Annotated in this window: 26 protein-coding genes; 9 read left to right on the forward strand and 17 right to left on the reverse strand. The window is 73.2% G+C overall.

Annotated features, from left to right (window positions below; translation table 11 throughout):
- The first annotated feature begins 1 nt into the window (after position 1).
- Positions 2 to 1159, forward strand: coding sequence for a thiolase domain-containing protein (locus L1857_RS26820; RefSeq protein WP_116109889.1), 1158 nt, complete (start codon positions 2 to 4; stop codon positions 1157 to 1159).
- Between the two features lie 106 nt (positions 1160 to 1265).
- Here L1857_RS26820 and L1857_RS26825 read toward each other — a convergent pair whose 3' ends face one another.
- Both L1857_RS26825 and L1857_RS26830 read right to left on the reverse strand, forming a co-directional pair.
- The gene (locus L1857_RS26825) at positions 1266 to 2783 is read right to left on the reverse strand and encodes an amidase (RefSeq protein WP_249466627.1); all 1518 of its coding nucleotides are present in this window, start codon (positions 2781 to 2783) and stop codon (positions 1266 to 1268) included.
- A 49-nt stretch (positions 2784 to 2832) separates the two neighbouring features.
- Positions 2833 to 4059, reverse strand: coding sequence for a cytochrome P450 (locus L1857_RS26830; RefSeq protein ID WP_094009051.1), 1227 nt, complete (start codon positions 4057 to 4059; stop codon positions 2833 to 2835).
- Between the two features lie 221 nt (positions 4060 to 4280).
- On the opposite strand from L1857_RS26830, the gene L1857_RS26835 reads away from it, so the two are divergent.
- Positions 4281 to 5444: a steroid 3-ketoacyl-CoA thiolase gene (locus tag L1857_RS26835; RefSeq protein WP_116109891.1), complete on the forward strand. Its 1164-nt coding sequence runs from the start codon at positions 4281 to 4283 to the stop codon at positions 5442 to 5444.
- Between the two features lie 994 nt (positions 5445 to 6438).
- Here the strand turns inward: L1857_RS26835 and L1857_RS26840 are convergent.
- A complete protein-coding gene (locus L1857_RS26840; RefSeq protein ID WP_116109892.1) occupies positions 6439 to 6882 on the reverse strand; it encodes a pyridoxamine 5'-phosphate oxidase family protein in 444 nt (147 codons plus the stop codon).
- A gap of 72 nt (positions 6883 to 6954) precedes the next feature.
- Between L1857_RS26840 and L1857_RS26845 the strand changes: the two genes are divergently transcribed.
- Complete coding sequence (locus L1857_RS26845) at positions 6955 to 7680, forward strand: class I SAM-dependent methyltransferase (RefSeq protein ID WP_116109893.1); 726 nt, start codon at positions 6955 to 6957, stop codon at positions 7678 to 7680.
- A 1-nt stretch (position 7681) separates the two neighbouring features.
- Here the strand turns inward: L1857_RS26845 and L1857_RS26850 are convergent, their stop codons facing one another.
- Complete coding sequence (locus L1857_RS26850; RefSeq protein ID WP_116109894.1) at positions 7682 to 8524, reverse strand: TIGR03620 family F420-dependent LLM class oxidoreductase; 843 nt, start codon at positions 8522 to 8524, stop codon at positions 7682 to 7684.
- A 91-nt stretch (positions 8525 to 8615) separates the two neighbouring features.
- Here L1857_RS26850 and L1857_RS26855 point away from each other — a divergent pair, with 91 nt between their 5' ends.
- Positions 8616 to 9446 (forward strand): LysR family transcriptional regulator, encoded by an 831-nt coding sequence (locus L1857_RS26855; RefSeq protein ID WP_240323099.1) that lies wholly within the window; start codon positions 8616 to 8618, stop codon positions 9444 to 9446.
- Between the two features lie 60 nt (positions 9447 to 9506).
- On the opposite strand, the gene L1857_RS26860 is transcribed toward L1857_RS26855, so the two are convergent.
- On the reverse strand, positions 9507 to 9905 hold the full coding sequence (locus L1857_RS26860; protein WP_094008230.1) for a winged helix-turn-helix transcriptional regulator: 399 nt from the start codon (positions 9903 to 9905) through the stop codon (positions 9507 to 9509).
- A 118-nt stretch (positions 9906 to 10023) separates the two neighbouring features.
- Here L1857_RS26860 and L1857_RS26865 point away from each other — a divergent pair, with 118 nt between their 5' ends.
- Positions 10024 to 10875 carry an SDR family oxidoreductase gene (locus tag L1857_RS26865; RefSeq protein WP_249466629.1) on the forward strand — a complete coding sequence of 284 codons (852 nt, stop codon included), beginning with the start codon at positions 10024 to 10026 and terminating at the stop codon, positions 10873 to 10875.
- A 204-nt stretch (positions 10876 to 11079) separates the two neighbouring features.
- The gene (locus tag L1857_RS26870; RefSeq protein ID WP_116109897.1) at positions 11080 to 11880 is read left to right on the forward strand and encodes an alpha/beta fold hydrolase; all 801 of its coding nucleotides are present in this window, start codon (positions 11080 to 11082) and stop codon (positions 11878 to 11880) included.
- Positions 11881 to 12084: 204 nt separating this feature from the next.
- On the opposite strand, the gene L1857_RS26875 is transcribed toward L1857_RS26870, so the two are convergent.
- The 8 genes from L1857_RS26875 to L1857_RS26910 form a co-directional block, all read right to left on the reverse strand.
- Positions 12085 to 13305, reverse strand: a complete 1221-nt coding sequence (locus L1857_RS26875) for a metal-dependent hydrolase family protein (protein WP_094008233.1) — start codon at positions 13303 to 13305, stop codon at positions 12085 to 12087.
- Positions 13302 to 14510, reverse strand: a complete 1209-nt coding sequence (locus L1857_RS26880; protein WP_249466632.1) for a M20 metallopeptidase family protein — start codon at positions 14508 to 14510, stop codon at positions 13302 to 13304. The genes L1857_RS26875 and L1857_RS26880 overlap by 4 nt, the downstream gene beginning before the upstream one ends.
- Positions 14511 to 14542: 32 nt before the next feature.
- Positions 14543 to 14932: a RidA family protein gene (locus L1857_RS26885; protein ID WP_116109899.1), complete on the reverse strand. Its 390-nt coding sequence runs from the start codon at positions 14930 to 14932 to the stop codon at positions 14543 to 14545.
- Between the two features lie 94 nt (positions 14933 to 15026).
- Positions 15027 to 16163 (reverse strand): epoxide hydrolase family protein, encoded by a 1137-nt coding sequence (locus L1857_RS26890; protein WP_116109900.1) that lies wholly within the window; start codon positions 16161 to 16163, stop codon positions 15027 to 15029.
- Entirely contained in the window at positions 16160 to 17092 is a 933-nt protein-coding gene (locus L1857_RS26895) for a hypothetical protein (RefSeq protein ID WP_249466634.1), read from the reverse strand. The genes L1857_RS26890 and L1857_RS26895 overlap by 4 nt, the downstream gene beginning before the upstream one ends.
- Positions 17077 to 17832, reverse strand: a complete 756-nt coding sequence (locus L1857_RS26900; RefSeq protein ID WP_158224476.1) for a phosphoenolpyruvate hydrolase family protein — start codon at positions 17830 to 17832, stop codon at positions 17077 to 17079. Before L1857_RS26900 ends, L1857_RS26895 begins: the two co-directional genes overlap by 16 nt.
- Complete coding sequence (locus L1857_RS26905) at positions 17829 to 18377, reverse strand: SIS domain-containing protein (RefSeq protein WP_249466637.1); 549 nt, start codon at positions 18375 to 18377, stop codon at positions 17829 to 17831. Before L1857_RS26905 ends, L1857_RS26900 begins: the two co-directional genes overlap by 4 nt.
- Complete coding sequence (locus L1857_RS26910) at positions 18370 to 19338, reverse strand: NADP-dependent phosphogluconate dehydrogenase (protein WP_346731885.1); 969 nt, start codon at positions 19336 to 19338, stop codon at positions 18370 to 18372. Before L1857_RS26910 ends, L1857_RS26905 begins: the two co-directional genes overlap by 8 nt.
- A 26-nt stretch (positions 19339 to 19364) precedes the next feature.
- Between L1857_RS26910 and L1857_RS26915 the strand changes: the two genes are divergently transcribed.
- Genes L1857_RS26915 through L1857_RS26925 form a run of 3 tightly spaced genes read left to right on the forward strand, consistent with a single transcriptional unit; the run spans position 19365 to position 23272 of the window.
- The gene (locus tag L1857_RS26915) at positions 19365 to 20780 is read left to right on the forward strand and encodes an aminotransferase-like domain-containing protein (RefSeq protein ID WP_249466643.1); all 1416 of its coding nucleotides are present in this window, start codon (positions 19365 to 19367) and stop codon (positions 20778 to 20780) included.
- Positions 20777 to 21628 (forward strand): ROK family protein, encoded by an 852-nt coding sequence (locus L1857_RS26920; RefSeq protein WP_162830982.1) that lies wholly within the window; start codon positions 20777 to 20779, stop codon positions 21626 to 21628. Before L1857_RS26915 ends, L1857_RS26920 begins: the two co-directional genes overlap by 4 nt.
- A gap of 42 nt (positions 21629 to 21670) precedes the next feature.
- The gene (locus L1857_RS26925; protein WP_249466645.1) at positions 21671 to 23272 is read left to right on the forward strand and encodes an alpha-amylase family glycosyl hydrolase; all 1602 of its coding nucleotides are present in this window, start codon (positions 21671 to 21673) and stop codon (positions 23270 to 23272) included.
- Here L1857_RS26925 and hsaB read toward each other — a convergent pair.
- From hsaB to hsaA, 4 genes are read right to left on the reverse strand one after another with little or no spacing between them, the layout of a single operon-like run.
- Positions 23241 to 23771, reverse strand: coding sequence for a 3-hydroxy-9,10-secoandrosta-1,3,5(10)-triene-9,17-dione monooxygenase reductase subunit (hsaB, locus tag L1857_RS26930; protein WP_116109907.1), 531 nt, complete (start codon positions 23769 to 23771; stop codon positions 23241 to 23243). The genes L1857_RS26925 and hsaB overlap by 32 nt on opposite strands.
- On the reverse strand, positions 23768 to 24670 hold the full coding sequence (hsaC, locus tag L1857_RS26935) for an iron-dependent extradiol dioxygenase HsaC (RefSeq protein WP_116109908.1): 903 nt from the start codon (positions 24668 to 24670) through the stop codon (positions 23768 to 23770). The genes hsaB and hsaC overlap by 4 nt, the downstream gene beginning before the upstream one ends.
- 1 nt (position 24671) lies before the next feature.
- Positions 24672 to 25517, reverse strand: coding sequence for a 4,5:9,10-diseco-3-hydroxy-5,9,17-trioxoandrosta-1(10),2-diene-4-oate hydrolase (gene hsaD / locus L1857_RS26940; protein ID WP_094008245.1), 846 nt, complete (start codon positions 25515 to 25517; stop codon positions 24672 to 24674).
- A 1-nt stretch (position 25518) separates the two neighbouring features.
- The gene (hsaA, locus tag L1857_RS26945; protein WP_116109909.1) at positions 25519 to 26697 is read right to left on the reverse strand and encodes a 3-hydroxy-9,10-secoandrosta-1,3,5(10)-triene-9,17-dione monooxygenase oxygenase subunit; all 1179 of its coding nucleotides are present in this window, start codon (positions 26695 to 26697) and stop codon (positions 25519 to 25521) included.
- Between the last annotated feature and the right edge of the window lie 25 nt (positions 26698 to 26722).

The following is a 26722-nucleotide window of genomic DNA, read 5'->3' on the forward strand; positions in this document are numbered from 1 at the left end:
AATGGCGAAGCAGCTCGCCGCGGTGCTCGGCACCGGGCAGACCCACCACCGGGCCAAGCGGACCGACGTGTCCATGCCCGGCCTGCTGCGGGAGGCGATCGACCGCGCGATGGCCGACGCGCGCGTGGACTGGCCGGACATCGACGCGGTGGTCATCGGCAAGGCACCGGACCTGTTCGAGGGCGTGATGATGCCCGAGCTGTTCCTGGCCGACGCGCTCGGCGCGACCGGGAAACCGTTGCTGCGCGTGCACACCGCGGGTTCGGTGGGCGGGTCGACGGCGCTGGTCGCGACGAGCCTGGTGCAGTCCGGCATCCACCGGCGGGTGCTGACGGTGGCGTTCGAGAAGCAGTCCGAGTCGAACGCGATGTGGGCGCTGTCGATCGCGCCGCCGTTCACGATGCCCGTCGGCGCGGGCGCGGGCGGGTACTTCGCGCCGCACGTGCGGTCCTACATCCGGCGGTCCGGCGCGCCCGAGCACATCGGCGCGATCGTCGCGGCGAAGGACCGGCAGAACGGGGCGCTGAACCCGTACGCGCACCTGCGCCAGCCGGACATCACGGTGGAGAAGGTGCGGTCCTCGCAGGTGTTGTGGGACCCGATCCGCTACGACGAGACCTGCCCGTCCTCCGACGGCGCGTGCGCGATGGTGATCGGCGACGAGGCCGCCGGGGACGCGGCGGCGGGCGCGGCGTGGGTGCACGCGACCGCGATGCGCACCGAGCCGACCACCTTCGCCGGCCGCGACCAGGTGAACCCGCAGGCCGGCCGCGACGCCGCCGCGGCGCTGTGGCGCGAGGCGGGGATCACCGATCCACTGTCCGAAATAGACGCCGCGGAGATCTACGTGCCGTTCTCCTGGTTCGAGCCGATGTGGCTGGAGAACCTGGGGTTCATGCCCGAGGGCGAGGGGTGGAAGCTGACCGAGGCCGGGGAGACCGCGCTGGGCGGGCGGCTGCCGGTCAACCCGTCCGGCGGGGTGCTGTCGTCGAACCCGATCGGGGCGTCGGGAATGCTGCGGTTTTCCGAGGCGGCGAAGCAGGTGATGGGCCGGGCGGGCGACTACCAGGTCGACGGCGCACGCCGCGCGATGGGCCACGCGTACGGCGGAGGCTCCCAGTACTTCGCGATGTGGGTGGTGGGCGCGGAGAAGCCCTAGCGGACGGACGCGGCGGCGCAGTCAGGGCGCCGCCGGGAAACCCACCCTCCACCGGCGCGGCGGGCACCGAGATCGCCGCGGTGCCCGGTCCAGCCCCGCCGCGTGATCAAGGTGCGACCGGGAAACCACCCACCTCCCGCTCGTAGGCCGCGGCCACGCGGAGGACCGTCGCGTCGTCGAAGCGGCGCCCGGCGATCATCAGCCCGGTCGGCAGGCCGTCCACGGGGGCGGCGGGCACCGAGATCGCCGGGTGGCCGCTCGCGTCGAAGGGCGCCGTGTTGCCGACCATCCCCAGCGCGTTGACCATCCGCTCTTCGCGCGTGGTGTCCGGCCCGGGCAGCGGCTTCGCCACGTACGGAACCGTCGGCAGGACCAGCACGTCCACCTCGGACAGCGCCGCGTCGTAGCCCGCGCGCAGCTCCCACGCCAGCTCGCGCGCCATCGCGTAGTGCCGCATGTCATACCGCTGCGCGGCGTAGGCGCCGGTGAGGATCATGGTCTTGAGCGTGTCCGACATGTCGTCGGCGTGCACCCGCCTGCCCTGCGCGAAGTGCACCATCAGCTCGGGGTCGTACCGGCCGGGCACGTTCATGCCGTAGCCGTTGCCGTCGATCATCTGCCGCGCGGTGCCGTCCGTGCCGATCACGGTCCACACGTCGAGCCCCTCGCGGTGCCACGGCACGCTCACCTCGGACACCACCGCACCCGCCGCCGCGAGCCGGTCGGCCGCGGCGCGCACGGCGTCGTCGACGGCCGGCTCGGACACCGGCAGCCCGAAGCCCTCGGTGAGCACCCCGACGCGCACGCCGCGGATGTCCTGCTCGACCGCGGCCAGGTAGTCCGGCGGCTCGGGCGTGCGGTACTGGCGCGGGTCGAACCCGTCGTCACCGGCGAGGACGCTCAGCATCAGCGCCGCGTCCCGCACGGTGCGGGTCATCGGGCCGAGGTGGTCGATGGTGGTCTCGATGGGGAACGCGCCGGTGTAGGGCACGAGCCCGTGCGTCGGCTTGTGCCCGACCACCCCGCAGAACGCCGCCGGCATCCGCACCGACCCGCCCTGGTCGCCACCGATCGCGAGGTCGGCCTCACCGGCGGCGAGCAGGGCCGCGTTGCCCGACGACGAGCCGCCCGCGTGCCGGGCGGGGTCCCACGGGTTGCGCACCGGCCCGCTGGCCGACGTGAAACTGGACCCGGAGTAACACAGGTCCTCGCACACCGCCTTGCCGACGATCGTGCCGCCCGCGGCGAGCACCCGGCTCACCACGGTCGCGTCCCGGCGCGGCACGAACCCGTCCACCGCGCGCGATCCGTTCATCATCGGCACCCCGGCGACCGCGATGTTGTCCTTGATCACGACCTCGCGGCCGCTCAGCGGACCGTCACCGGACGGCGGGATCCGGGTGCGCACGTACCAGGCGCCGAGCGGGTTGTCCCCAGGCCACTCGTAGTCGCGGTGCGGGGCGCTGGGCGCCGAGCGCGCGTACAGCCGCTCGACGGCCTCGTGGGCGGCGAGATTGGCCTCCACGAGGCCGGCGAAGGACTTCCGGTCGGCCTCGCTCAGCTGGAAGCCGTAGCGGGCGGCCAGTTCGGCGAGTTCTTCCGGGGTGGGCGGGATGACGGGCAACGGGCACCTCCTGGCGAGGACGATCGCCTGCGAGGTGTGAGCGTAACCCCTATTCGTAGGCCACCCGGTAGTGCTTGATGCCGTTCAGCCAGCCCGAACGCAGCCGCTCCGGCGGCGCGACCTCACGGATACCAGGCATTTCGTCGGCGATCGCGTTGAAGATCAAGTCGATCTCCAGGCGGGCCAGATTCGCCCCGATGCAGTAGTGCGAGCCGGTGCCGCCGAAGCCGACGTGCGGGTTCGGGTCGCGCAGGACGTCGAAGCGCTCGGGCTCGTCGAACACCTCGGGGTCGAAGTTGGCCGAGCTGTAGAACATGCCGACCCGGTCGCCCTTGCGGATGTGCTGGCCGCCCAGCTCGGTGTCCGCGGTGGCGGTGCGCTGGAAGGCGATCACCGGGGTGGCCCAGCGGACGATCTCGTCCGGCGCGGTCTTGGGCCGCTGCTCGCGGTAGAGCTCCCACTGGTCGGGGTGGTCGAGCATGGCCTTCATGCCGTGGGTGATGGCGTTGCGGGTGGTCTCGTTGCCGGCCACCGACAGCAGGATGACGAAGAAGCCGAACTCCTCCGAGGTGAGCGACTCACCGTCCACATCGGCCTGGATAAGCTTGGTGACGATGTCGTCCATCGGGCACCTGCGGCGCTCCTCGGCCATGTTCCACGCGTAGCCCACCAGCTCCGCGGAAGCGGCGATCGGCTCGACGTCGTACTCCGGGTCGTCGTAGCCGATCATCTGGTTGGACCAGTCGAAGATCTTGCGGCGGTCCTCCTGCGGGATGCCGATCAGCTCGGCGATGGCCTGCAGGGGAAGCTCGCACGCGACGTCCTCGACGAAGTCGCCGGAGCCCTTCTTCTTCGCCTCGTGCACGATGCGTGCGGCGCGGTCGCGCAGGGTGTCCTCCAGGCGGGCGATCGACCGGGGCGTGAAGCCCTTCGAGACGATGCGGCGCAGCTTGGTGTGCTGGGGCGCGTCCATGTTGAGCAGGACGAGGCGGTTCGCGTCGAGGCTCTCGTCGGTCATGTTCTCGTCGAAGCGGATGATCGCCAGCTTCTCCTGCGAGGAGAACAGCTCGCTGTCCTTCGACACGGTCTTGACGTCCTCGTGCCGGGTGACGACCCAGAACCCGTCGTCGCGGAAACCCGCGCGGTTGTGCGGCTGCGCGTTCCACCAGACCGGCGCGGTCTTGCGCAGCTCCGCGAACTCCTCCAGGGGCAGCCGCGTCGCGATCAGGTCGGGGTCGGTGAAATCGAAGCCGGCGGGGATCAGGGGCGTGGCCACGGCTACCTCCCGAGGTGCCTCACATCGTCGTGGAACACGTTCTAAACGCGATTAGAGCATACGGTGTTAACTAAGTCGAGAGGTTGAGTGAAACCCGTTTACTCGATCTTGAACGCGCTGGTGGTCCAGTTGGGCACCGAATGGCGGTTGACCTGGGTCACGCTTGCCCAATACTGAAACAAGTTCTACTTTGAGGGCGAGTCGAGTGGAGGAGGGCTGCCGTGGGTGACCCCGTCATCGTCGAGGCCGTGCGGACGCCGGTCGGGAAGCGGCGTGGCTGGCTGGCCGGGTTGCACGCGGCCGAGTTGCTGGGCGCGGCGCAGCGCGCGCTGGTCGAGCGGGCCGGGGTGGACGCGGCGATCGTGGAACAGGTTATCGGCGGTTGCGTGACGCAGGCGGGTGAGCAGTCGGGCAACGTGACGCGCACGGCGTGGCTGCACGCCGGGCTGCCGGAGACGACCGGTGCGACGACGATCGACGCGCAGTGCGGGTCCGCCCAGCAGGCGGCGCACCTGGTGGCCGGGTTGATCGCGACGGGGGCGATCGACGTGGGGATCGCGTGCGGGGTGGAGGCGATGAGCCGCATCCCGCTCGGCGCGAACCGCGGGGTGGACGCGGGCGCGCCGAAGCCCGGGTCGTGGGCGATCGACATGCCCAACCAGTACGGCGCGGCGGAGCGGATCGCGGTGCGGCGCGGTCTCTCGCGGGAGGATGTCGACCGGTTCGGTTTGGCATCGCAGGCCAAGGCGGCGACGGCGTGGGCGCAGGGCCGGTTCGAGCGCGAGGTGGTGCCGGTGAAGGCGCCGGTGCTGGACGAGGAGGGCCGGCCGACCGGGGAGACCCGGCTGGTGGCGCGGGACCAGGGCCTGCGCGAGACGACGCTGGAGGGGCTGGCCCGGCTGAAGCCGGTGCTGGACGGCGGTGTTCACACGGCAGGCACGTCGTCGCAGATCTCGGACGGCGCGGCAGCGGTGCTGATCATGGATTCGGCGCGGGCGGCTTCGCTGGGCCTGCGGGCCCGGGCGCGGATCCGCGCGCAGGCACTGGTCGGCGCCGAGCCGTACTACCACCTGGACGGACCGGTGCAGGCGACGTCGCGGGTGCTGTCGCGTGCTGGGATGGCGGTCGGTGATGTCGATTTGTTCGAGGTCAACGAAGCGTTCGCGTCGGTGGTGCTGTCGTGGCAGCAGGTGCACGAGCCGGACCCGGAGCGGGTGAACGTCAACGGCGGCGCCATCGCGCTGGGGCACCCGGTGGGCAGCACCGGCGCGCGCCTGCTGACGACGGCCCTGCACGAGCTGGAACGCCGCGACGGCGAGACCGCGCTGGTGACGATGTGCGCCGGCGGAGCACTCTCCACGGCAACCATCCTGGAGCGGCTGTAGGGCGCGCCCGCGCGGCAGGCTGGCGCCGGGGTGCTCGACCAGCCCGGGTGGCCGTCGAGCCCGCCTGCGCGCTGGACCGATGCCGGAGCGCTCCCCACCGCATACCCAACCCGGAGCGGCTGCCGAGCCCACGCGCGCGCCAGACCGGCCGCGGAACGCTCCCACTGCCACCAGTCCGGAGCGGCTGCCGAGCCCGCCCGCGTGCCAGACCGGCCGCGGAACACTCCCACTGCCACCATCCCGGAACAGTTGCGGAGCCACACCCGCGCGCCGGACCGCCGCCGGATTGCTCGCCACAACCACCCCAGCCCGGGTGGCCGTCGAGCCCGCCTGCGCGCTGGACCGATGCCGGAGCGCTCCCCACCGCATACCCAACCCGGAGCGGCTGCCGAGCCCACGCGCGCGCCGGACCGCCGCCGGATTGCTCGCCACAACCACCCCAGCCCGGGTGGCCGTCGAGCCCGCCTGCGCGCTGGACCGATGCCGGAGCGCTCCCCACCGCATACCCAACCCGGAGCGGCTGCCGAGCCCACGCGCGTGCCGGACCGCCGTCGGATTGCTCGCCACGACCACCCCATCCCGGGGTGGCTGTCGAGCGCGCCTGCGCGCTGGACCGCCGCCGAGCACGCTGCCCGCCGCCACCAACCCGGCGCGGCTGCAGAGCCCGCGCACCGCCCCGGAGCACCCGCCACCGCGACCATCCCGAGGTGACTGGAGAGCCCGTCACGGTCAGGGGAACGCTCGCCACGACCAGCAGCTCGCAGCTGTAGCAGAACCCACCTGCGCGCCGGCACGGCCAACGGGGCACTACCGCCGCGACTGTCCCAGCTCGCTCACGGCGCCCGCCCACGCGCCGTCGGCGAGGCGGCGTCCTGCGCGGGCGCGGCCGCCCACGGGCCACGGGCGCCCACGGGCCACGGGCCACCAGCCACGGGCCACGGGCATCAAGCCCACCCTCACGCCCGCCGTGTGAGGGGTGTCCTCGTACCTGTTCTCACTTGCGCTCGAAACGCACCACCTCCCGGCCCGGCCACCAGGTGGTCGCCACCAGCTTGTCGGCCTCGACCGTTGTCAGCACCGCCTGCTGGAGGTCCAGCCGGAAGAGGTGGCTTGGTTGCATGTCGCCCTGGATGGCGTCCAGGACGGCCTTCTCGGTGATCTCGATGGCGACTCCGGACAGCTTCGCGTCGCCCTCGGAGGAGGGGAAGGCGTGCAGCGCGAACCGGCCGTCGCGCTGCAGGTCGCGTGCCTTGCGTGCGCCCCACATCGACCCGATGTACAGCTCGGGCTCCCGCAAGTCGACCTCCGTGCCGCTCACCCGGGGCGACCCGTCCCGCCGCAGGGTCGCCAGCACGTGCGTCTCCGCCGCCGTCAACCGCTCACGCACCGCCGCCGCCAGCGCGGGTGCCTGCTCTTCGAATTCCCTCCAGTTGGCCACGTCCGCAGTGTGCCAGGGGGTACCGACAAAAACGGGACGCGCGCGACCCGCCTTCCAGATAAGGTGCGAACCGTGCCCGACGCGATCTTCGCCCACGCCCGCCTCGCCCCGATCTACGACACCTTCGACGGCGAGCGCGACGACCTCGACCTGTACCTGTCCATCGCCGACGAACTCAAGGCCGAACACGTCCTGGACGTCGGTTGCGGCACCGGCAGCCTGGCCGTGCTCCTCGCCGCGAAGGGACGCACCGTCATCGGCGTCGACCCGGCCGAGGCGTCACTTGCGGTCGCGCGCGCCAAGGACCCGGACGGGAAGATCACCTGGATCCACGGTGACGCCACGGATCTGCCCCCAGCCGTCGGCGATCTCGCCGCCATGACGGGAAACGTCGCGCAGGTGTTCCTCACCGACGACGACTGGGGCCAGACCCTCGCCGGCATCCGGACCGCGCTGCGCCCCGGCGGCCACTTCGTGTTCGAGACGCGCCGCCCGGAACGGCGTGCCTGGGAGGACTGGGCCGCGACCACCGACCCGCTGGTGCTCGACGTCCCCGGAGCCGGCCCCGTCGAGCGCCGTCTCGAGGTCACCGACGTCAGCCTGCCGCTGGTGTCGTTCCGCTTCACGTACCGGTTCCTGGCCGACGGCGAAGTGGTCACATCGGACTCGACGCTGCGCTTCCGCGATCGCGACGAGATCGAGGAAAGCCTTGCTGCGCAAGGTTTCCGCGTGGCCGACGTGCGGGACGCCCCGGACCGGCCCGGCATGGAGTTCGTGTTCCTGGCCCAGCGCGACTAGCTCACGCCGCCCCCACCAGGCGGCGCACCGCCTCCGCGATCACGACGAGCGTGCCGGTCGGGTCGTCGCCGAGTGGGTAGACGCCGACGTGGTCCGCGCCGGCCGCTCGATGGGCCAGCAGCCGTGCCGCCGTGGTGGCCGGGTCGCCGTGTGCGACGAGCGCGTCGATGAGCCGGTCGCTGCCCGCGCCTGACAGGTCGTCTTCGGTGAAGCCGAGCCGCCGCAGGTTCCTCGCGTAGTTGCTCACACCCAGCGCGGTTCCGGGCGGCGCGGACCGGGCGACCGCGCGGGCTCGCTCCACATCCGGCTCGACGAGGGCGAAGTGGCCGGGCAACAGCAGCTTTCCGGGCGCGAGGATCGAGCGGGCGCGCCGGGTGTGCTCCGGGGTGACCATGGCGGGAACGGCTCCGCCGCTGCGGGCGCCGGCCATGCGCAGCATCCGCGGCCCGAGCGCGGCTACCACAATGCGGCCGGCCGGCACGCCCGCAGCGACGAGCCGGTCCACATAGGGCACCAGCGTGTCGTACGGCGAGGCGTATTCAGCGTGGACTTCCCGGTGCCCGATACCGACGCCGAGCAGGAGGCGCCCAGGGTGCTTGGCTTCGATCCTGCGATAGGAGGCGGCGACCGTTTCCGCGTCGGCGGTCCAGACGTTCACCACGCTCGTGCCGACGGTCAGCCGGGTGGTCGCATCGAGCAGCTCCTCCGCGAGGGTGAGATCCGCCGGCGGCGAGGCGTCCAGCCAGAGGGTGCCGTAGCCCGCGCGCTCCACTTCGACCGCGCGGCCGGGGTTCACTTCGTGCCCGCGCAGGTGCGCGCCGAGCAGACCGAGATCGATGTTCATGTCCCGACTCCAGCACCGGAGCCCGCCGGGAACCAGGACCAAGGCTGACGCGCAGCGATAGCCTGGAGGCATCGTCGCGGAGGAGAATCGAGTGGAACTGCGGGCGTTGCGGTACTTCGTCACGGTCGCCGGCGAGCTGCACTTCGGCCGCGCCGCCGAGCGTCTGCACATCGCTCAGCCCGCGGTCAGCAGGCAGATCGCGGCACTGGAGCGCGAGCTGGGGGTCCGCCTGTTCGACCGCTCGCCGCGCCGGGTGCGGCTGACCGATGCGGGACGCCGGGTGCTCGCCTCGGCGCGGGAGGCGCTCGCGGCCGCCGATCGGGTCCGGGTCGTGGCGCGTGAGCAGGCGGGTGTCATGCGCATCGGGACCGGTGCGGGGCAGTTCACCGCCCGTCTGGAACGCGGGATCGACGCCCTGCGGGAACAGGCCCCGGGGTTCGACGTCGTGCTCGTCGACCTGCCGTTGACCGCGCGCCTGAACGCCCTGAGGCAGGGGGAGATCGACCTGGCCCTGGCGAGAGAAGTGCGTTCGGCGCGCGGGTTGCGGGTGTTGCCGGCCTGGACCGAGTCCTTGTTCGCGCTCGTGTCCACCCGGCACCCCGCCGCCGGTCGCGCGGCCGTCGGCGTCGCCGAACTGGGTGCCGATGCCCTGAAGACTTCCCTGGGCCACGACTTGTCGGTGCTCAGCGCGCTGCGGGACGTCGGACTCCAGGGCTCACCGGCGCGCCGCGCGGGGACGGTGCAGGACACGATCGTCGAGGTCGGCTCCGATCCGCGCAGCTGGACGGTGTTGCCCGCCGACCAGGTGACCGAGATCCGCTCCACCCGGGTGCGCGCGATCCCGCTCGAGCCGCGAACGACGATCACGGGCAGCGTCTCGTGCCGGACGACCTCCCGTGCGCCTGCGCGGCGGCCCACGTGACCGCCTTCGGTGACGCCACGGCCGCCTGATCCCAGGACGCAGACGGCTGCGAGCGCGCGTCTAGCGCGCGACCGCCGCCTTCGTCTCGTCGTAGGCGCGACGCGCGGCCATCACGTCCTGCACCCGGCCCTCGACCAGCTCGATCAGCTCCCGCAGCCGGCCCGCGACCTCGGCGCCGAGCGGCGTCAGGCTGTACTCCACCCGCGGCGGGATCGTCGGCTCGGCCTCGCGGTGCACGAAACCGTCGCGCTCCAGTGCCTGCAGCGTCTGGGCCAGCATCTTCTCGCTGACGCCGTCGACCTTGCGGCGCAACGCGTTGAAGCGGAACGGCCCCTCGGCGAGCGCGGCCAGCGCGAGCGTGCCCCAGCGTCCCGTCACGTGCTCCAGCACGCCACGTGAGGTGCACGCGCGCGCGAAGACGTCGGCGACCAGCTGGTCGTGCTCGGCGTCGCAACTCATGCCGTCGAGGATACCTGGTCGGCCCCACGGTGGCCTGTGACGGTACTTACCAATGGTTGGTACTCACCAGAAGTTAGTACTAACTTGAGGCGCAGTCGTCCGAGAAGGAGCGAGGAACATGACCATCGTCGTCACCGGTGCCACCGGCCAGCTGGGCCGCCACGTCATCGCCGGCCTGCGTGAGAAGCTGCCCGCCGACCAGATCGCCGCCGCGGTGCGCAACCCGGAGAAGGCCGCGGACCTCGGCGTCCAGGTACGGGAAGCCGACTACGACCGGCCGGAGACCCTGGTGGCGGCGTTCGCGGGCGCGACCAAGGTGCTGCTGATCTCGGGCAACGAGGTGGGCCGCCGGGTCCCGCAGCACCAGGCGGCGGTGGACGCCGCGAAGCAGGCCGGCGTCACCCACGTGATCTACACGAGCGCGCCGCGCGCGGACGACACCACGCTGGTGCTGGCGCCCGAGCACCAGGCGACCGAGGAGATCATCCGCGCGTCGGGCGTGCCGTTCACGATCCTGCGCAACAACTGGTACACCGAGAACTACGTGCCGAACGCCCAGCAGGCCATCGCGAGCGGCGTGCTGATCGGCAGCGCCGGCTCCGGCCGCGTCGCCAGCGCCACGCGGGCCGACTTCGCCGCGGGCGCCGTCGCGGTCCTCACCGGCGAGGGGCACGAGGGCAAGGTGTACGAACTGGGCGGCGACGTGGCGTGGACGTTCGACGACCTCGCCGCCGAGATCTCCGCCATCGCGGGCACGGAGATCCGCTACCGCGACCTGACCGCCGACGAGCACCGCGCGGCGCTGATCGAGGCCGGGCTGCCGGCGGAGACCGCGGGGTTCGTGGTGGCGCTGGACCAGAACATCGCCGAGGGCACGCTCGCGGAGGTGACCGGCGAGCTGTCGGCGCTGATCGGCCGCCCGACGACCCCGCTGGGCGAGGGACTGGCCGCGGCGCTGAAGGAAGCCTGAGAACCGTCCTTTTCGGACCGAGGAGGCCGGAAGGCGGTTCCGGCGGCCAACGCCACCCCGCTGGCAAACACCCGGCGGGGGTAGCGAGCAGACGCCCCGGCGGTGTGAGCTCCGCAGTCGGCGCGCGCGAGGGTCGAGCACCCACGCCGGAGGGAAAGGCCGGGAGCCCACCGGTCAGCCATCGTGTTGTGCTTGACTTCGCCCATGATCTCGGAGAGCACGTGCCCGGTGCCGGACGGGGAGTTGCACGTCGAGCGGGGTGGGGCCGGGCCGGCGCTGCTCCTGGTGCCCGGGGGGACCGGGGCGGCCGCCTCCTACCGGGCCCTCGCGCAGCGGCTCGCGAGCCACTACACCGTTCTCGCCTACGACCGGCGCGGTCACTTCGGCAGCACGGACTCCACCGAGGGGCCCCTGACGATCGCGCGGCAGGCCGACGACGCGCGCGCCGTCATCGAGCACTTCGGCTACGGCAAGGCCCTCGTGTTCGGCAGCAGCGCCGGCGGCGCGATCGGGCTGGAACTCGCCATCCGGCACCCCGACGCCGTCAGCGGGCTGGTCGTCCACGAACCGCCCACGGTCGGCCTGCTGCCGGACGCCGACGAGTGGATCCGGTTCGCCGAGGAACAGGCGGCGCGCAGCGCGGACGGCGACGTTTTCGGCGCCTTCCAAGAGTTCCTCGCCTCCATCGCGGGCGCCGGACTGCCCCCGCTCAAGACCGTGCGCCTGCCGCACGAACACGAGTGGCGCCTGCTGTTCGACCGTGAACTCGTCGGCATCTACCGCTACCTGCCGGACCTGGACGCGCTCCGCCGCAGCCCAGTACCCATCGTGCTGACCGCGGGCGAGGGCAGCCGCGGCTACTACCACTACCGCCCGGCCCGCGCGCTCGCCCTCGAACTCGGCCTGCCGTTCGTCGAACTGCCCGGCGCGCACCTCGCCCCCCAGCGGAACCCGGAAGCGTTCGCCGACGCCCTGAACACCGTTCTCGCCGACCTGGTCCTCTGACCCCGCCACGCCGAAACCTGTCGAGTTCCTGTGAAACCGGTCCGCACAGCGAAACGCGCGCTATCCTGAATTCATACGGCCGGTGTCATCCTCCCCAGTTTCACACCGGCCGGTGCTCCGGCGCTTACCTCCCCCTCGGGCGCTGGAGCGAGGCCCCCGGGCCGCGCCTTCCTCCCCCAGTTTCGGCGCAGTCCGGGGGTCTTCTCACTTCTCCGAACCCGGCGCGACCACCCGCACGCCGTCCTGCCACACCTCCCGCACCCGTCCGGGCAGCGCGGCCAGGTCGTAGGCGTCGCCGGACACCACCACCAGATCCGCGCGGTACCCGGGCGCCAGCCGGCCCAGCGAGTCGCCGTAGCCGAGCAGCTCCGCCGCCGACGACGTGGCCGCCGCCAGCACCTGACCGGGGCTCATACCGGCCGCTTGCATCAACGGCAGCTCCTCGAGGTTCGTGCCGTGCGGGCCGACGCCGCTGTCGGTGCCCATCGCGATCTTCACCCCGGCCTCGACCGCGCGGCGGATGGACTCGGCGTGCACCTCGGCGACGTCCTCGGCCTTGCGAACCATCTCGTCGGTCAGCGCGGCACCGGCGCGGGCCGCGCGGATCACCGCGATCGGCGCGATCAGCGTCGGCACCAGCCAGGTGCCGTGCGCGAGCATCAGCTCGATCGCCTCGTCGTCGAGGTAGATGCCGTGCTCGATGGACCGGATCCCGGCCCGCACCGCGTTCTTGATGCCGTCGGTGCCCTGCGCGTGCGCCATCACCGCCTTGCCCTGCATCGCGGCCTCGGCGACCAGCACGTCCAGCTCGGCCGGCGTGAACTGGGTGTGCCGCGGGTCGTCGCCCGGGGAGAGCACCCCGCCGGTGGTGCACACCTTGAGCACGTCGGCGCCCGCACGCAGCAACTCCCGCGCCACCTTGCGCATCTCGTCCGGCCCGTCGACCAGCGTCGACGGACGGCCGGGGTGCGGCACCATCAGCGGAACGCAGTGCCCCGAGGGCATCCAGTCGTCACCGTGCCCGCCGGTCTGGCTGATGATGCCGATCGAGATGTCCAGCCGCGGGCCGCTGATCAGCCCGTCCGCCTGGGCCTTCTTGATGCCGAGGTCGGCGCCGCCCGCGTCCCGCACGGTGGTGATGCCCAGTTCGAGCGTGCTGCGCAGGTTCCGCGCCGCCTCGTAGAACTGGTAGGAAAACGGTTTCTGGAACAGCTTGATCAGGCTGATGTCGGACACCGTGACGTGCACGTGGCAGTCGAACAGCCCGGGCAGCACCGTGGTGCCGGTGCAGTCGACCACCTCGTCGCCGTCCAGCCCGGTGCCGATCTCGGCGACGCGGCCGTCCTCCACCACCACGTCCGCGTCGAACGGGTCGCTGCCGGTGCCGTCGAAGACCCGGCCGCCGGCGAACAGGATGCGGGTCACGCGCCCACCCGGCTCAACCGCCGCGCGGCCAGCGACGCGAGCAGCGCCGCGCCGTCGGCGACCACGCTGTCGTCGAACGATGCCTCCGGGGAATGGTTGTAGGGCGCGGAGCCGGGGTCGTCGGCGAAGGTCGCCCCGAGGAACACGAACGCGCCCGGGACGCGGTCGAGCACGCGGGAGAAGTCCTCCGATCCGGTGACCGGGGCGTCCGCCACGGAGAACCGCTCCTCGCCGAACACCTCGCGCACGGTCTCGGCGACGAACTCGTGACCGGCCGCGTCGTTGACGGTGACCGGGTACTCGGCCTGGTAGGTGACCTCGACCTCCAGGCCGTGCGCCGCCGCGATATCCCGGCACAGCGGGACGGCCAGCTCCGCGACCCGCTCCCGCGCCTCCTTCGAGAAGCTGCGGATGGTCGCCTCGAAGCGGGCGTCCGGCGGGATGATGTTGCGCTGGGTGCCGGCGTGGAAGTTGCCGACGGTGACCACGACCGGGTCGAACACGTCGAACCGGCGGGTCACCATCGTCTGCAGCGCGGTGACCATCTCGCACGTGGCCGGCACCGGGTCGAGCGCCGCGTACGGCCGCGACCCGTGCCCGCCCGCGCCGATCACCCGGACGAACAGCCCGTCAGCGGCGGCCATGATCGGGCCGGGCCGGGACACGAACTGCCCGCGCGGGATCATCGCCGACACCACGTGCAGCCCGTACGCCTCGGCGACCGGGCGGCCGGCGGCCTCCAGCACCCCCTCGGCGATCATGTGCCCGGCGCCGTCGTGGCCCTCTTCGCCGGGCTGGAACATGAACACCACGTCCCCGGCCAGCCGGTCCCGGTGCGCGGACAGCAGCCGCGCGGCGCCGACGAGGCCGGCGGTGTGCAGATCGTGCCCGCACGCGTGCATCCGGCCCTCGTGCCGCGAGCTGAAGGCGGCCCCGGTGTTCTCGGTGACCGGCAGGGCGTCCATGTCACCGCGCAGCAGCACCACGGGCCCGCTGCCGCCGTCGCCGCCCTGCCCGCGCAGCACGGCGGTGACCGACGACAGCCCGGTGCCGGTGCTGATTTCCAGGGGCAGCCCGTCGAGGGCGTCGAGGACCGTCTCCTGGGTGCGCGGCAGGTCGAGGCCGAGTTCGGGAACCTGGTGGAGCGCGCGCCGGAGTGCCACGAGGTCGTCGGACAGCTCGCGCGCGTCGTGCCTGAGATCCATTCCCCGACTCTAGAGCCGCCGGGCGGGGCAGGTCACGCGGCGATCGCGTCGACCTCGAAGAGCATCCCGGGCAGCGCGAGCCGGGCCACGCCGACGAGGGTCTGCGCCGGCGGCCGCGACCCCCAGATCTCGGCGATCTGGCTGCCGAGCACCACCAGCTTGTCCGCGTCGTGGTCGACGATGTAGGTGCCCAGCCGCACCACCGAGCCGAAGCCGAGCCCCTCCGCGGCGAGCGCGGTGCCGAGGTTGCGGAAGGACTGGCGCACCTGCTCGGCGAAGTCGTCGGAGACGATCCGCCCGGTTTCGTCGGCCGCGTACTGCCCCGCCACGAAGACCAGTCCGCTCGGCGTGCGGGTCAGGTGGCTGTACCCGTAGGGCACGGGGTCGGCCAGGCCGGCGGGGTTGACGACGGTGTGCGTCATCTCGGTTCCTTCCACTGTGGACACATCTCGCCGGGGACGTCCCGGCGAGATCGAATCTACCGATCACCGACCTGCCGCGCCCACGATTCGTGCGTCACCGCACCATGCGGAAGAACGCGCGCACCTCCGCGGCGAACAGGGCGGGTTGCTCCCACGCCGCGAAGTGGCCGCCGCGGTCGGGTTCGCTCCAGTGCCGGATGTCGGTGTAGCGGCCGGCCGCCCAGCGGCGGGACGGGCGCGGCATCTCCTTCGGGAACACCGTGCAGCCGGTGGGCACGGTGACCGTGTCGTCGGTCGCCGTGGTGAACCACTCGCCGACCTGGCGGAAGCTCTCCCAGTACAGCCGGGCCGACGACGCGGCGGTGCGGGTGAGCCAGTACAGGGTGATGTCGTCGAGCATCTCGTCGCGGGTCAGGACCGTCTCGGGGCGCCCGCCGCTGTCGGTCCAGGACGCGAACTTCTCCACGATCCACGCGCACAGGCCGGCCGGTGAGTCGGTCAGCGCGTAGCCGACCGTCTGGGGTTTGGTGGTCATCTGCTCGGAGTAGCCGGACTCGTGCGCGGCCGCGTGGCGCAGGTCCGCCAGTGCCGCCTTCTCGGCCGGGGTGAGGTCGCCGAACGTGGCCGGGTCCGGCGCCGCGATCGGCGGCACGACGTGGATCCCGGCCAGCTCACCGGTGTTCTGCTGCCCCATGCTGGTGGTGACGCTGGTGCCCCAGTCGCTGCCCTGCGCGCCGTACCGCTCGTACCCGAGGCGGGCCATCAGCTCCCGCCACGCGGCGGCGATCCGCTGCACGCCCCAGCCCGGTGCGACGGGCCGGTCGCTGAACCCGTAGCCGGGCAGCGACGGGATCACCACGTGGAAGGCGTCGGCCGGATCCTCCGGGTCGGTCAGCAGCGGGATGACCTTCTCGAACTCCAGCACCGACCCGGGCCAGCCGTGGGTGAGCACCAGCGGCAACGCGTGCTCGTGCGGTGAGCGGACGTGCAGGAAGTGGATGCCGACGCCGTCGATCTCGGTGCGGTACTGGGGCAGCGCGTTCAGGCGCCGCTCGGTGGCGCGCCAGTCGTACTCGGTGGCCCAGTAGTGGCACAGCTCGCGCAGGTAGGCCAGCGGCACGCCCTGCGACCAGTCGCCGACCGGCTCCTCGTCGGGCCACCTGGTGCGCAGGAGCCGCTCCCGCAGGTCGGTCAGCTCCTCCTCCGGAATGGCGATGCGGAACGGGATCACGTGCCGGTCCTCCTCGGTCGGTGTGGTGCGGCGGCGGCCGCCAGTGCGGACAGGGTCTGCGGGGTGAACGGCTCCCCGGCGATCGCGGTGAGCGCCCCCGCCCACCCGGCGACGAAGTACTCCCAGCCGTCCCGGGTGGACAGTCCGTGGGCCGCCGCCTGGTGCAGGAACCTCAGATCGCCCCGGTAGTTCAGGTCCCACGCCACCGTGCCGGGGGTCCACGGGGCGTGCCCGGTGAGGGGGCTGCCGGGCCGGTCCTTGCCGAGCCCGGTGGCGTTGACCACGAGCGTCGCATCCGGGACGAGGTGGTCGGCCGGCCCGGACAGGTGCACCAGTCCGGGCCGCGCGCCGATCCGCTCGGCGACCCGTCGCAGCGCGTCGAGCGCCGCCGGGTCGACGTCGGCGAACACCAGCCGCTCCGGCGCGTCCGCGCGCGGCCTGCCCGTCTCGACGTCCAGGTGCAGCGCGAGCAGCAGGGCGGTCGCCGCGCCGCCCGCGCCGAGGCACACGATCCGGCCACCGGACGGGGAGCCGAGGATCGCGGTCAGCGAGCGGGCGTCGTTGGCGTAGGCGGCCACCCGCTCACCGGTGACGAGGGTGTTGATCTCGCCGGTCAGGTCGACCAGCCGGTCGCGTCCGGGCAGGTCGGCGGCGCACGCGCGGTACAGCCGCAGCTTGTGCGCGGTCACCACGGCGCCCTGGACCAGCGGGTTGCCGCGCATCGCGGTGAGCAGCCGCCGGTAGACCGGTGGCGGCGTGTCCGGCGGCAGGTCGACGCCGCGCAGCACCCACGGGCGGCCGAGCGCGCGGGCCCAGCCGTCGAACACCGCGTGCGCCAGCGATCCCGCGGTGCTGATGCCGGCGAACAGGACCAGCGGCGGGCCGGTCCAGGTCTCGACGTCCTCGACCGTGATCACGTGGTCCGGCATGGTCCTCCGTTCTCCCCCACGGCCCGCCGCCACGCGGCCACCGTGCCGTCCAGGTCCTGGGCGCGTTCGAACACCGACGCCCCGAAGAACCCGAAGCGCACCCCATCGTGTCCGGTTCGCGGGAACGCTGCCGGATCGGTCAGCGGACCACCGTGCGCCAGCAGCGGCACGGCCGGAGCGGCCGCCGCCACCGCGGTGAGGGTGGCGGTGTGCTCCGCGGTGAGCGGACCCGGGCGGGTGATGCCGAGGTGGATCACGACCGCGTCGGCGCCGTGTGCCACCAGATCCGCCGCCTGCGAGGGTGCGCACGCGTACCCCCAGGCCAGCAGCCCGCGTTCGCGCGCCAGCCCCATCAGCTCGACCTCCCGCCGGTAGCCCAGCCCCGCCTCCTCCACCGCGGCCCGCACCGGCCCGGACAGCAGAGCGGTCGTGGGCGCGTTGAGGACCCCGGCTACTCCGTGCCCGGCCAGTTCGTCCAGCACCGGACCGGGTGGGCGCAGGGCGTCGTTCGCGCACACCGTCGCCAGCACGGGCCGTCCGGCGGCCGCGGCGACGACCTCCGGGACGATCCCGAGCGTCAGCTCGTTCGCGTTGGCCCACGGCAGCAACCCGGCCACCGAGGGCAGGCCGCGGCGGCGCAGCACGCTGGAGTGGTACGCGACGATCACGTCCACCCCCGCCCGGGCCAGGCGCTCCGCGGTGTCCGCGTCCCCCGCGGCCGCGGCGATCAGCGCGTTCACAGCAGGTTCGCGTGCCGCTCGGACAGGGCCGCGTCCGGTATCGCGTGGGCGTGCTGGAAAGCCCCGCACAGGGCGTCGCCGAGCAGGAGGCAGGCCTGCTCGAACAGGGAACCGCCGTGTTGCCCGCCGCCGGTGGGGACGACCACGACGAGGTCGGCCTCCGCGGCGAGCGGGGAGTCCGGCGCCGCGGTCACCACGGCCACCCGGGCGCCGCGGGCGCGGGCGACGCCGGCGTTCGCGAGCGGACCGGTGGTGCGGCCGCTCGCGGACAGGCAGACCAGCAGGTCGTCGGCCGTGATCGCGGGCGCGGTGGTCTCGCCGGCCACGTGCACGCGCAGCCCGAGGTGCATCCACCGCATCGCCAGCGCTTTCGCCACCAGGCCGGAGCGGCCGCGCGCGTCGAAGAACACCGTCCGCGCCGTGGTGATGGCCGCGCCGAGGGCGGCCGCGGCGGCCGGGTCGACGGCGGTCACCGCGTCGTGGACCTCCGCGAGCACCGCCCGGGCCCGGTTCAGCACGCCGGACCGGTCCAGCACGTCAGGCATGCGCGTGACCTCCGATCCGGGCCCGGGCGGCGACCAGCAGACGGCTCGCCGCCCGCTCGTCGTCCCGGCTGGCGAACCTGGCCTGCAGCGCCGCGGTGAGCACGGGCGTGGCGATGCCCTGCCGCACGGCCTCCTCCGCGGTCCAGCGGCCCATGCCGGAGTCGGCGACGGCCGAGCCGACACCGGTGAGGGCGGGGTCGGCGGCGAGCGCGTCGACGGTCTGCTCCAGCAGGAACGACCGGGCCGAGCAGCCCGCCTGCCACACCCGCAGCGCGGTGAGCGGGTCGAGCCCGTCGCGCGCGGACAGCAGGGCGAAACCCTCGGCGTAGGCCTGCATCAGCCCGTACTCCACGGCGTTGTGCACCGCCTTGACGAAGTGCCCGGCCCCGGTGGGCCCGACCACGGCGACCGCGCCGGGCGCGGCCAGAGCCGCCAGCACCGGGTGGATGCGCTCGGCGTCCTCCGCCGCGCCCCCGACCGTCAGCCCGTACCCGTGCCGCCAGCCCCACTGGCCCCCGCTCACCCCGACGTCGAGGAACCGGACGCCCGATTCCGCGAGCCGCGCGGCCCGCCCGGCCGCCTCCCGCCAGTCGCTGTTGCCGCCGTCGACGACGAGATCGCCGTCCGCGAGGAGTCCGGCGAGCTCGTCGACGACCCCGCCGGTCGCGGGCGGCGGCACCATCACCCAGACCGCGCGGGGCGGTGTGAGGGCAGCGACCAGGTCGGCCAGTGAACCGGTGACGCTGGTGCCCGCCACCCGGGCCCGTTCGGCCGCGGTCGGAGACGAGTCGGCGCCGATCACCTCGTGCCCGGCCGCGGCGAGGCGCCGCGCCATCGGGCCGCCCATCGTCCCCAGACCAACCAATCCGAGCTGCATGCCTCGACCTTCCGCCAGTGGATTGACATCGGATACCTCGTTGATGCCAATATGGCGGAGTTCTTCCCGCCCTGATAGGACCAATCACGGTCCGATTGGTTGGAATCGCCATGCACATCCAGGACGCGCTCGGCGACTGGTCCGCCCGCCCGGGTCCGCTGTACGCCCGGTTGTCCGCAGCGCTGGCCGCGGCGATCGATCGCGGCGACATCCCGCCCGGCACCGCGCTGCCGCCGGAGCGATCGCTGGCCACGCGGCTGGCGATCGGCCGGAGCACGGTCATGCACGCCTACGCCCGCCTCCGCGAAGCCGGGATCCTGGAAACCAGGCAGGGCAGCGGTTCCTGGGTCACCGGCGCGCGCCGGACGGGGACCGCGGAGTCTCCGCGCGAATCGCTGGCGGTCGCCGCCCTGCGGAACCCGGCGGCACTCGTCGACCTCGCCACCGCCGCGCTGCCCGCGCACCGCCGTCTGCGCGAAGCGGTCGCCGCGCTGGGCGTGGCCGACGCCGGCACCGCGGCGGTGCTCGACACCCCCGGCTACCACCCCGCCGGGCTGCCCGCGCTGCGTGCCGCGCTGGCCGAGCGGCTGACCGCGCAGGGCCTGCCCACCGACGCCGGCCAGGTGCTCGTCACCACCGGCGACCAGCAGGCGTTGTCGCTGCTGGCCGCGCACGCGCTGCCGGACGGGGAACCGGCGGTCGTGGAGACCCCGACCAGCCCCGGCATCCTCGACGTGCTGCACGGGCTGTCCGTCCCCGTGCGCGGTGCCCCGCCGGTGACCGGCGGAGGCGACGACCTGCCCGCACTCGTCGACCGGATCCGCCCCGGCCTGGTGTACCTCGTGCCGACGCTCGGCCCGCTCGGCCGGATCCTCGGCCCGACTGACCGGAAGCGGCTCGCCACCGCGCTCGCCGGCCGGGACGCCCTGGTGGTGGACGACGTCAGCCAGGCCGGGCTGGCGTTCGAGCAGGCGCCGCCGCCGCTCGCGGCGTACGCGGAGCCGGGCAACCTGGTCACCGTCGGCTCGCTCAGCAAGCTCCACTGGGGCGGGCTGCGGCTCGGCTGGGTCCGCGGCTCGGCGTCGCTCGTGGCCGCGCTCGCCCGGGCCAAGGCACGCGCCGACCTCGGCACCCCGGTGCTCGACCAGGTGCTGGCCACGCGGCTGCTCGGCATCGAGGACGAGGTGCGGGCGGAGCGGATCGCCGAACTGCGCGACCGGCTCGCGCACGCGACCGGCGTGCTGACGGAGTCGCTGCCGGAGTTCCGGTGGACTCCGCCGGAGGGCGGGCTGAGCCTGTGGCTGGCTCTCCCGGCCGGGACGGCGACCCCGTTCTGCGAGGTCGCCGCCCGGTTCGGGGTGGCGGTGGTGCCCGGCGGCGTGCTGTCGTCCCGCGGGCTGACCGACGACCACGTCCGGGTCGTGTACGCGCGGCCGCCGGAGGTGTTCGACGAAGGCGTCCGCCGCCTGGCCGCCGCGTGGGCGCGGTACCGGCACGCCGGCGACGACCAGCCGGTGCTGCTGTGACCACCCTCGGCATCGACCTCGGCGCCACGCACGTCCGAGCCGGGCTGGTCGACCGGGACGGCCGGCTCAGCGACGTGACGCGGCAGGTGCTGCCGCCCGGTCCGGCGGCCCGGCTGGACGCGGTCCGGGCGGTGCTCGCGCACTACCCCGAAGCGGCCGCGGTGGGACTGGCGGTCGCCGGTACCGTGCGGGACGGTGTGCTGACCTGGTCGGCGAACCTCGGGCTGTCCGATGTGGACTTCGCAGCGGAACTGGGCCGCCCGGTCGCCGTGATCAACGACGCCCGCGCCGCCGGACTGGCCGAGGCACGCTTCGGGGCGGGCGCCGGCGCGGCGACGGTCCTGCTGGTGACCGTGGGGACCGGGCTCGGCGGGGCGCTGGTGACCGGCGGACGGCCGCACGAAGGCACGGGGCACGCCGGCGAGGTCGGCCACCTGGTGCTGGACGCCGGTGGACCGCCGTGCCGGTGCGGCAACCACGGGTGCTGGGAACAGCTCGCGGGCGGGGTCGCGTTGAACCGGACCGGCGCCGGGCTGGGACCGGACGGCGGCGGAACACCCGGCGCCGCCCGGCTCGCCGCGGCCGCCGCGGCCGGGCAGCCACGGGCCGTGGCGGCGCTGGCGCGGCACGCCCGGGAGTTCGCCCGCGGGCTGGACAGCCTCTGCGCCGTCCTCGCGCCGCACACCGTCGTGCTCGGCGGCGGTCTGGTCGCGCGAAGCGGCCCGATCCGGGAGGCCTACCTCGCCGCCGCGCGCACCCTGCGCTGGCACACCGGCCCCGTCCGCCCCGCGCGGCTGGGCGACGACGCCGGGGTCATCGGCGCGGCACTGGCGGCCAATCTGTCCTGATTGGTTCTGGAAACCCGCGCCGCGGCGGGGTTTCCTGGTGCCATGCGCGATCGTCCGTGGTGGCAGGACGCCATCGGTTACCAGGTGTACCTACCGTCCTTTCAGGACAGCGACGGGGACGGCTGGGGCGATCTACCCGGGCTGATCAGCCGGCTGGACCACCTCCGGGACCTCGGCGTCACGTTGCTGTGGATCAGCCCGTTCCACCCCTCACCGATGCGTGATCACGGGTACGACGTCGCCGACTACCGGGCGGTCGACCCGCGCTACGGCACGCTGGACGATCTGGACAAGCTGCTGTGCGCCGCCCACGAGCGGGGCATCCGGGTCGTCGCCGACCTGGTGGTGAACCACACCAGCAGCGAGCACCCGTGGTTCCGCAGCGCCCGCCGGTCCCGCACCGACCCCATGCGGGACCGCTACATCTGGCGCGATCCCGGGCCGGACGGCGGCCCGCCGAACAACTGGCTCGCGCACTTCGGCGGTCCCGCCTGGACGTTCGACGACCACACCGGCCAGTACTACCTCCACCTGTTCACCCCGCACCAGCCGGACCTCAACTGGGACAACCCCGATGTCGCCGACGAGGTCGACGACATCCTGCGCTTCTGGTTCGACCGCGGCCTCGACGGCTTCCGCATCGACACCGCGCACTACCTCACCAAGCACCCCGGCCTCCCGGACAACCCGTGGCTGGCGCCGGAAGACGTGCCGTCGCAGGGCGGGGTGGCGGCCGAATGGCTGCGGCAGGACCACCGGTACGACATCGGGCAACCGTCCGCGTTGGACATCCACCGCCGCTGGCGCGCGATCGCCGACTTCTACCACGCGGTGCTGATCGGCGAGGTCTACATCCTGGACCCCACCCGGCTCGCCACCTACGTGCAGGCGGACGGCCTGCACTCCACGTTCTGGTTCGGGCTGGTCGAGTCCGGGTGGGCACCCGAGCGGGTGGCGACCATGCTGCGGGCGGCCGCGGCCGCCGCGCCCACCCTCGCCTGGGTGCAGAGCAGCCACGACCGCAAGCGCGCGGTCACCCGCTACGGCAGCGCCCGGCGCGCCATCGCCGTGGCCACCCTGCTCATGGGGCTGCCGGGCATTCCGTTCCTGTACAACGGGGAGGAACTGGGCCTGCCCGACGGGACCGTCCCACCCGGACACGCGCGGGACCCGCTCGCCGCCGCCGACAGCGGCAGCCAGTCGCGTGACGGCGCCCGCACCCCGATGCCCTGGGAGCCGGGGCCGGGACTGGGCTTCACCACCGCACCGGCGGCGTGGCTGCCGTTCGGGGACCGCACCCCAGCCGACACGGTCGCGGTGCAACGGGAGGACCCGGACTCCCCGCTGTCGATCCACCGCAGGCTCATCGCCGCGCGGGCCCGCACCGCGTCCGTCCGAGCCGCGCCGCTGTGGCTCGACGAATTCGGCGACGTGCTCGGCTACCGCACCGGCCCGGTCGTCGTCGCCGCCAACCTCGCCGACCGGCCGCACCCGTTCGACCCCGGCCCCGGCAACTGGCTATGCGAGTTCGACACCGACGACCCCGAGGCCTGCCAGGTGCCCACCGAGCTGGCCCCCGGCCAGGCGGTGATCCTGATCGACCGCGCGGCGGTCACAGCCAGTCGTCCGGACCGGCCCAGCTGAGCACGTCCGCCTTGACCGGCGCCGCGCCGGTGTACTGGCCGCGGTAGAACAGCAGCGGCCGCCCGTTGGACGCCTCCCCCAGCGCCGTCACGCGGCCGACGACGACGAAGTGGTCGCCGGCCTCGAACACCGTCTCCACCACGCAGTCCACCCAGGTCAGCGCGTCCTCCAGCACCGGACACCCGGACGGCGCGGGCGTCCAGTCGACGGCGGCGAACTTGTCCCCGCCCCGCGTGCCGAACACCCGGCTGACCTGGTGCTGCCCCTCGGCCAGCACGTTGACCGCGAACCGGCCGCTGCGCTCGATCACCGGCCAGGTCCGCGACGCCCGGCCCGGGCAGAACAGCACCAGCGGCGGGTCCAGCGACAACGCCGCGAACGACTGGCACGCGAACCCGGCGGGCTCGGCACCGTCCATCGTGGTCACCACGGTGACCCCGGTGGCGAAGTGCCCGAGCACCTGCCGGAACCGCGCCGGTTCGATCGCGGAGGAGATCACTTCCGCATCCCCACGCTGAAGTCGTGGCCCCACAGGCTCACCGCGGTGCTCTCCCGCGCGATCCACGACTCGTCGTCGACCTGGCGGCCCTCGCAGCCGAACTCGACGTCGAACCCGCCCGGCGTCTTCATGTAGAACGACAGCATCAGGTCGTTGACGTGCCGCCCCAGCGTCGCCGACATCGGCACGTTGCGCCGCTTCGCGCGGTCCAGGCACAGCCCGACGTCGTCGGTGTTCTCCACCTCGACCATCAGGTGCACGATCCCGCTCGGCGTCGGCATCGGCAGGAACGCCAGGCTGTGGTGACGCGGGTTGCAGCCGAAGAACCGCAGCCACGCCGGTGGTCCGTCGGCGGGGCGTCCGACCATCTGCGGCGGCAGCCGCATCGAGTCCCGCAGCCGGAACCCGAGCACGTCGCGGTAGAAGCGCAGCGCGGCGTCGTCGTCGTGGGTGGACAGCACCACGTGCCCGAGGCCCTGCTCGCCGGTGACGAACCGGTGCCCGTACGGGCTCACCACGCGCCGGTGCTCCAGCGCGACGCCGTGGAACACCTCCAGCGTGTTGCCGGACGGGTCGTCGAAGCTGATCAGCTCGGTGACGCGCCGCTCCGCCAGCACCTCGGCGCTGCCCTCCTTGTACGGCACGCCGCCTGCGTCCAGCCGCGACCGCACCTCGTCCAGTTCCGCGGCGTTGGCGGCCTCCCACCCGGCCACCGCGAGCCGGTCGCTGTCCCCGGGCACGATCACCAGCCGGGCCGGGAAGTCGTCCATCCGCAGGTACAGCGCGTCCGGATGCGGGCCCTTGCCCTCGACCATGCCGAGGACCTTCAGGCCGTACTCGCGCCAGGCGGCCATGTCGGTCGCCTCGACGCGCAGGTAGGCCAGGGAGCGGATGCCCATCTCATTCACCTCGCAGGAAGTCGAGGGCCAGGCGGTTGAACTCGTCGAACTTCTCGACCTGCGCCCAGTGTCCACACCGGCCGAACACGTGCAGCTGCGCGCGCGGGATCGTCTTGAGCGCCACCAGCGCGCCGTCGAGCGGGTTGACGCGGTCCTCGCGGCCCCAGATCAGCAGCACGCGTTGCCGCAGCCGGTAGGCGTCGCGCCAGAGCATGCCCTGTTCGTAGTCGGCGCCGGCGAAGGACGCGCCCATCGCGCGCATCGCGGCCAGCGATTCGGGCGTGCTCGCGTTGGCGTAGCGTTCCTCGATCAGCTCGTCGGTGATCAGCGCCGGGTCGAACACCATGAGCCGCAGGAACGCGGCGAGCTTCTCCTTGCTCGGCCCGGGCGGCGCGGCGAACCGGCCCAGCGCCTTGACCCCCTCGGTCGGGTCCGGCGCGAACAGGTTGGTGCTCAGCCCGCCCGGTCCCATCAGGACGAGTCGCCCGGCCCGGTCCGGGTGGTCCAGCGCGAACCGCACCGCGGTGCCGCCGCCGAGCGAGTTGCCCACCAGGTGCGCCTTGCCCACGCCCAGCGCGTCGAGCAGGCCGGCGACCGCGGCCGAACTGTGCGTGAAGTACTGCGGGTGCTCGGTCGGCTTGTCCGACCTGCCGAACCCGGGCTGGTCGACCGCCAGCACGCGGAAGGACTTGGCGAAGACCGGGATGTTGCGGGAGAAGTTGCTCCACGCCGACGCGCCCGGCCCGCCGCCGTGCAGCAGCACCACGGTTTCGGCGTGCTCGGTGCCGGCTTCGTGGTAGTGCAGCCGCAAGCCCCCGCCGACCTCGGCGTACTTGCCCTCGGTCATGTCACACCATCGCATTCTCGACCGGGACGCCGAACTCGCCGTTGCCGTACATGATGTAGGCGCGTTCGGGGTCGTTGGCGGCGTGCACGCGCCCGGCGTGCGCGTCGCGCCAGAACCGCTGGATCGGCGTGCCCCGCTTGAGCGCGCGGCCGCCGGAGTTCTCGAAGAGCCGGTCCACGGCGGCGATCGCGCGTTCGGTGCCGCGCACCTGGTCCCGCCGCACGCGCAGCCGGGTGGCGAACGGCAGCTTCTCGCCGCGGCAGGCCAGCTGGTACAGCTCGTCGATGTTGCGGGTCAGCTGCAGCCACGCGGCGTCGATCTCGCTGGCCGCCTCGGCGACCCGCACCTTGGCGAACGGGTCCTCCTTGGACTGCTCCCCCAGGTACGCGGCGCGGACGCGGGTGCGCTGGTGCTCCACGTGCGCCTCGTAGGCGCCCTGCGCCATGCCGATGATCGGCGCGGTGATCGTCGACGGGTGCACCGACCCGTACGGGAGCTTGTACAGCGGCCCCGGGTTGATCTTCTGCCCCGGCGTGCGGCACTTCGACGTGGCCTGGAAGCTCAGCGCGCGGTGCGCCGGGATGAACGCGTCGTCGACGATGATGTCGTTGCTGCCGGTGCCACGGAGGCCCACGGTGTCCCAGACGTCCTCGATCGCGTAGTCGCCGATCGGCAGCAGGTAGGTGCAGAAGTCGACCGGCTTGCCCTCGGCGTCGAACGCGGGCGCGCCGAGGAACACCCAGGTCGCGTGGTCGCAGCCGGAGGAGAAGCTCCACCGGCCGGAGAGGCGGTAGCCGCCGTCGGTCACGGTGGCCTTGCCCATCGGCGCGTAGGACGACGAGATGCACACGTCGACGTCCTCGCCCCACACGTCCTGCTGCGCCTGCGGCTCGAACAGCCCGAGGTGCCACGGGTGCACCCCGAGGATCGAGGCGACCCATCCGGTCGAGCCGCACGCGCTCGCCAGCAGCTTCACCGCGGTGTAGAAGGTCACCGGGTCGGCCTCGTAGCCGCCGAAGGTCTTCGGCTGCAGCAGCTTGAAGAACCCGGTCTCCTGCAGCGCCTTGATCGACTCGTCCGGAATGCGCCGCGCGTCCTCGGTCTCCTGGGCCCGCTCCCGCAGGACGGGAAGCAGCTCCCGGACCCCGGCCAGCACCCCGCGACCATCCTGATCGGTCATCCCCACGCCCCGTCCGTCATGTACC

The organism is Amycolatopsis thermalba (assembly GCF_023376025.1).
In the GTDB taxonomy this organism is placed as follows: domain Bacteria; phylum Actinomycetota; class Actinomycetes; order Mycobacteriales; family Pseudonocardiaceae; genus Amycolatopsis_E; species Amycolatopsis_E thermalba.

Bases quoted from the DNA above. Each gene is read 5' to 3' on its own strand.
- hsaC (WP_116109908.1), bottom strand. From the start codon at position 24,670: ATGGGCATCCGCTCCCTGGCCTACCTGCGCGTCGAGGCGACCGACATG.
- L1857_RS26865 (WP_249466629.1), top strand. From the start codon at position 10,024: ATGACCATCGTCGTCACCGGTGCCACCGGCCAGCTGGGCCGCCACGTC.
- L1857_RS26925 (WP_249466645.1), top strand. From the start codon at position 21,671: ATGCGCGATCGTCCGTGGTGGCAGGACGCCATCGGTTACCAGGTGTAC.
- L1857_RS26905 (WP_249466637.1), bottom strand. From the start codon at position 18,377: ATGCCTGACGTGCTGGACCGGTCCGGCGTGCTGAACCGGGCCCGGGCG.
- hsaD (WP_094008245.1), bottom strand. From the start codon at position 25,517: ATGACCGAGGGCAAGTACGCCGAGGTCGGCGGGGGCTTGCGGCTGCAC.
- L1857_RS26850 (WP_116109894.1), bottom strand. From the start codon at position 8,524: ATGAACATCGATCTCGGTCTGCTCGGCGCGCACCTGCGCGGGCACGAA.
- hsaA (WP_116109909.1), bottom strand. From the start codon at position 26,697: ATGACCGATCAGGATGGTCGCGGGGTGCTGGCCGGGGTCCGGGAGCTG.
- L1857_RS26885 (WP_116109899.1), bottom strand. From the start codon at position 14,932: ATGACGCACACCGTCGTCAACCCCGCCGGCCTGGCCGACCCCGTGCCC.
- L1857_RS26895 (WP_249466634.1), bottom strand. From the start codon at position 17,092: ATGCCGGACCACGTGATCACGGTCGAGGACGTCGAGACCTGGACCGGC.
- L1857_RS26880 (WP_249466632.1), bottom strand. From the start codon at position 14,510: ATGGATCTCAGGCACGACGCGCGCGAGCTGTCCGACGACCTCGTGGCA.
- L1857_RS26820 (WP_116109889.1), top strand. From the start codon at position 2: ATGGCGAAGCAGCTCGCCGCGGTGCTCGGCACCGGGCAGACCCACCAC.
- L1857_RS26870 (WP_116109897.1), top strand. From the start codon at position 11,080: ATGATCTCGGAGAGCACGTGCCCGGTGCCGGACGGGGAGTTGCACGTC.
- L1857_RS26915 (WP_249466643.1), top strand. From the start codon at position 19,365: ATGCACATCCAGGACGCGCTCGGCGACTGGTCCGCCCGCCCGGGTCCG.
- L1857_RS26860 (WP_094008230.1), bottom strand. From the start codon at position 9,905: ATGAGTTGCGACGCCGAGCACGACCAGCTGGTCGCCGACGTCTTCGCG.